5 protein-coding genes are annotated in these 4,808 nt (G+C 49.5%); all 5 read left to right on the top strand.

Annotation, left to right across the window (positions count from 1 at the left end):
* On the top strand, positions 1-1,072 hold a 1,072-nt coding region (locus IPP74_15295; GenBank protein MBL0320639.1), incomplete at its 5' end, for a hypothetical protein.
* A gap of 52 nt (positions 1,073-1,124) precedes the next feature.
* Complete coding sequence (locus tag IPP74_15300) at positions 1,125-2,162, top strand: glycosyltransferase (GenBank protein MBL0320640.1); 1,038 nt, start codon at positions 1,125-1,127, stop codon at positions 2,160-2,162.
* A gap of 104 nt (positions 2,163-2,266) precedes the next feature.
* Positions 2,267-3,535, top strand: coding sequence for a hypothetical protein (locus tag IPP74_15305; protein ID MBL0320641.1), 1,269 nt, complete (start codon positions 2,267-2,269; stop codon positions 3,533-3,535).
* Between the two features lie 97 nt (positions 3,536-3,632).
* Positions 3,633-4,283: a PIG-L family deacetylase gene (locus tag IPP74_15310; protein MBL0320642.1), complete on the top strand. Its 651-nt coding sequence runs from the start codon at positions 3,633-3,635 to the stop codon at positions 4,281-4,283.
* The coding region (locus tag IPP74_15315; GenBank protein MBL0320643.1) for a phenylacetate--CoA ligase family protein at positions 4,280-4,808 on the top strand (529 nt) is incomplete at its 3' end. The genes IPP74_15310 and IPP74_15315, both read left to right, overlap by 4 nt.

Genomic DNA, 4,808 nt, shown 5'->3' on the forward strand with positions numbered 1-4,808 from the left:
GTATGTTTCATCGATACTCATTCCACTACTGTCCCACCCATGGTCGTATCCAACATTGCTCCCTTTACAATTAAGTTTATTTGTAGGAATGATGATAATTGCCCTTTTTACTCGTTTGCCATTGGTTAGATTTTATGCGCCTAGAATGACTAGAGGGGGGTTTTTATTTTTGATGGTCATAGGCTCAATAATTTTATATAGCATTCTTGTTGTAAGCATGGGAGCACGATTTCAATTTCCCACATTAGGTGACCTCTATGTACTGCGGCAGGATCAACGCCAAGCGGCGGCCTCTGTAGGAGTGGCTGTCTATTTAATCTCATGGGCGGCAAAGGTGGTGAATCCGTGCTTGCTGGTGTATGGACTGGTACGCCATCGCTGGGTTTTATTTCTATTAGGATTATTAGGGCAGTTGTTCATGTTTATGCAAGGGGGGCAAAAATCAATGCTAATAGTTATCCCCTTGATAATTGGTATAAATTGGGTAATTCAATATTCGAAATGGCCATTAGGATTGTTGATGTTAGCGGGATTAATGACATTGGTAATCACTCTGATCGGAGTCGATATATACTACGAAACCAGCATTGCGTCATCCCTACTCTTGCGACGCCCTATTATTACGCCTGGGCTACTGACAGGGTTCTATTTTGATTACTTTAATTCTCATCCATTCGTTTATTATTCTCACAGCTTCATGCATGGAATTATTGATTCGACCAATTCTGTGAGTCCGCCCTTCTTAATCGGGAAACAATATTTTGGGAATAGTGACATGTCTGCCAATGCCAACATATGGGCTGATGCATATGCAAACCTTGGACATCTTGGTATTATGCTACATTCAATAATTTTCGGAGCTGTCTTTTGGGTCGTGGATTGTTTGGCGGAACAAGTCGAAGCTCGGATTGCTGTCTTATTGATAATTCCAGCCGCTTGGGCAATGGCTGATTCGGCTCTGTTTACCTCATTGCTGACCCACGGACTCCTCTTGATAATGGTTGTCATCTGGATTTTCCCACCACTTTCGGGTTCGAAGAAGGTCGAATTTTATGCACATTTGCCACCTTAGTTCTGTCCACGCCCGCCACGACACCCGAATCTTCCACAAAGAATGCGTCTCGTTGGCCCAGGTTGGCCACCAGATCACGTTAATCGTGGCGGATGGTCTGCCAATCGAAAGAATTAAAGAAGTCGAAATTCGTTCGGTCCCCCGTTGTCGGGGGCGGATTTCACGTATGTTTTTCACTACCTGGCGGGTCTATCGTGAGGCCCGACGGGTCCATGCAGACCTCTATCATTTGCACGACCCAGAATTAATTGGCGTGGGGTTGGTCTTGAGGGCTTGGGGGTCGAGAGTGGTCTTCGATGCCCACGAAGATCTCCCCAAGCAAGTTCTTCATAAACCTTATCTTCCGACCTGGACGCGTCCTATCGTGGGAATAATGGTGCAAAAATTCCTGAAGTTATGCCTTCCTTGCTTTTCAGGATTAATTGGTGCTGAACCCTTAATTGCGGATTGGTTACGTTCATTTCACCCCCGCACAGTAGAGGTAAAAAATTTTCCAATTATAAATGAAATATCGATGCGTGCTGTCAACCCACGAAGGGGCCCGTTCCACTCTGTTTGTTATATAGGAGCGTTAAGCAGAGCGCGTGGAATCGTGGAGTTAGCCAAGGCAGTTGTTGATTTCCCAGAGGGCATTGACTTGGTCTTGGCAGGAGAGTTCGAGGATGAATTGCTCTGGAAAGAAATTCAGGGCATGCCTAGCTCGGCCCGAATTCATTATCTTGGGGTGCTGGATAGAGATGGAGTCCAAAGGGTGCTCGCTGAAAGTCTTGCTGGTATGGCGGTGTTGCACCCTACACCCAAATATACGGAAGCATATCCCACCAAGCTTTTTGAGTATTGGAGTGCAGGATTACCGGTGATAATTTCCGATTTTCCTCTCTGGCGCCAGTTGGCTGGCAATGGGAAGTACGGAATTTTTGTGGATCCAATGGACCCACTCGCGATCGCCGGGGCCGTCCGTTGGCTTTGCGATAACCCCGAATTAGCCCAAGAGATGGGCCAAAGGTGCCGAGAAGTGGTTCTGGCAAAATATTCTTGGGAGGATGAGGCTAGAAGGCTGGTCTCATTTGTAGAAGAACTTAATAAGTAAGATTCCTCAGGGCACTCACTAAAAAAATTTTCGATTAGACCGCAACGTGACTTTGAGCCCCATGTGCCCAATTCCTTATGCCTGCTAGACGGTTGGAGAATGCGATGTCGGCCACGCGGAGTATAACCTTCTTGAATCGGTTGATGGCTGGTCTGACTATTTGCGCTCACACGCTCTCGGGAGCCCAGGTACCAATTAAAACCGAATGGCATGCCGTCATGAGCCCCTACCTCCAAAGACCCCTTTGGACCGATTCGCAAGCCTACGATGCCGCTCACTCACTACTTATTCCTATTCATGCGGCATTCTCACTAGGGATGGTCGGTTGGCAAGATGAGCTTGCTTCACACTTCAGTCGCTTTGTCGCTGAGGCAGATGGCCTTGCCTCTGGGGACCTACCCCGCCTTCAATATCTTTTTGTTGCGAGCTACTTTGCCGCGGAGGCATCGGAGCATGGGCGGAAGGATCTGATTCCGAAGGGTCTACTTGGTTTGTTGGAGAGTATGTTTGAAACCAGTTGGGCTTCCGCGCCTGCTTGGGAGTGGGCCCACACGCCCTTCAATGGAATTCGGGCCCGGATTCTCTGGAAGCTCAGTCATCCGAAAACGCCCTGGCGCTACTACCAGGTATTGATTGATCAAGACTTCTACCCCTTGGGCCTGGCAGCAAACCTCCGACGCATTGCAAACACCGGCCTAATAAACGAGAAAAAAGAAGTAGGCGATGCCCTTGGAGTGGCGAAGCGGATATTCGCACAGGAGGTAAGCTGGCAAGTAGATGGAGGTTGGCTCCTCCAACCGGGTTACTGGAGTGACCATCCAGACTACCTCTATGCCGGCCAGGCGGCGAAGACCCCTGGCATGTCGCCTTGCCCGGTCCCGGACATTGCCTGGGACTCTGCCCACTTCTCGCGGTTTCCGGCACTCCTCACTAGCCTTCGGAGAGCCTATTCTTTTGCAGAGCCAGAGTTTCGTTTCTATGATCAGCTAGTAAAAGGGCTTGAGATTCAATTTTTTGTCCATGTCGCCGAACCGCCCTCAAAGGACTTTCCAACCTGGCGCTTGAAAAATTTCATGGATGGTCGCAATGGAATATTTCGCTGGCAATACCCTTCTCTTGGACCTGGCCAAGGGTATGGGCCCTTCGAAGATTCAGTTGTACTAACCCTGGGCTGGTGGTCCCTCCTAGGAACCAAGAGAATTCGCACTATTTACTCGGACCTACTTCCGTTGCTCCAGTCGGATAGAGTTGTACAGGCCCTGTACCACGGCCCGACACCAATCACACACCCCATCAGACCATCAGCGCTCCAACCATCGTTGCCGGGGAATCGATTGCGAATTTTCATCGTCACCCTAGCTTCTAAGATTTAATCGGCATTCAGAATGAAATTTTGAATCATTTTGAATGCGTGCATCAATAATGTTGATAAATTTATCAAAATTATGGGACATGTAGAGGGGATTGTTTATGACTTTTTCAAGAGTGCTGGTGCTCGCGCCACACACTGACGATGGCGAATTCGGCTGTGGTGGGACAATAGCCAGGCTCGTATCCCAGGGTGCTGAAGTGGCCTATGTCGCGCTGTCGACCGCAGAGGAATCCATTCCTACCGGGATGGATCCCGAGACCACACTTCGCGAAGTTCGCGAAGCAACGCATTCTCTTGGAATTCCAGAAGATCATCTGTTTGTCCATCGTTTTCCGGTTCGCAAGTTTCCAGAAGTGCGTCAGGAGATTTTACAAATATTTATCGATCTTGCAAGGGACTATGCCCCAGATTGCGTTTTCCTTCCATCAACCTCAGACACACACCAAGATCATCAAGTCGTTGCCCATGAAGGGTTCCGAGCCTTTAAGCGCACCACAATGTTCGGGTACGAGGTACCGTGGAACAATCTAACATTCACGACTAACGCATTCTTTTTCCTTGAACCCCATCATGTTGCGTCGAAAATTGAAGCAGTTCAGTGCTACATCTCTCAGTTAGGTCGGAGTTATGTCGATGAGGGGTTTATTCGCGCCTTAGCCCGCACGCGTGGTGTCCAGATCGGCGCTGAATACGCTGAAGCCTTTGAGGCAATCCGCTGGGTCATGCCTGATCAGGGCCAGAGGCGATGAGCAGGCCTCGATCGATGTGGAACCAGGCGGTTGAAACCATGCCGCCATTGAATCTCGAACGTGAGTTCGTACGGCCTCGGCTTGCCTTAGCCTTGCGTCATGCTTTTGAACGAAGCCCATTTTGGCGAGAGCGCTTTACTGCTGCAGGCGTTGAGTCATCCGAACTCACGGTAGACTTCGACCTGAGTCGCCTACCTGTTGTAAGCAAGGTGGATATTCTGGCTGATCAGGCGGCACATCCACCCTATGGCAGTCTGCTTGCCGTAAGCCAAGAGGACCTTTGCCGAATCCACCGCACTTCGGGTACGACATCGCGCCCACTTTTCATTACTCTTACATTAGAGGATGTTGTCCAGACTCTTGAGGCCGGCGCACGAGCCTTCGTTTGCGCTGGTGTTAAGCCAACTGATACCATTATCCACTGCCTTAACTACTGCATGTGGTCCGGGGGACTGACGGATCACCTCTGCCTTGAGCAAACCGGAGCCACCGTTATTCCCTTCGGTGTTGGGAATTCACGGTTAC

The organism is Alphaproteobacteria bacterium (assembly GCA_016722515.1).
In the GTDB taxonomy this organism is placed as follows: domain Bacteria; phylum Pseudomonadota; class Alphaproteobacteria; order Rickettsiales; family JADKJE01; genus JADKJE01.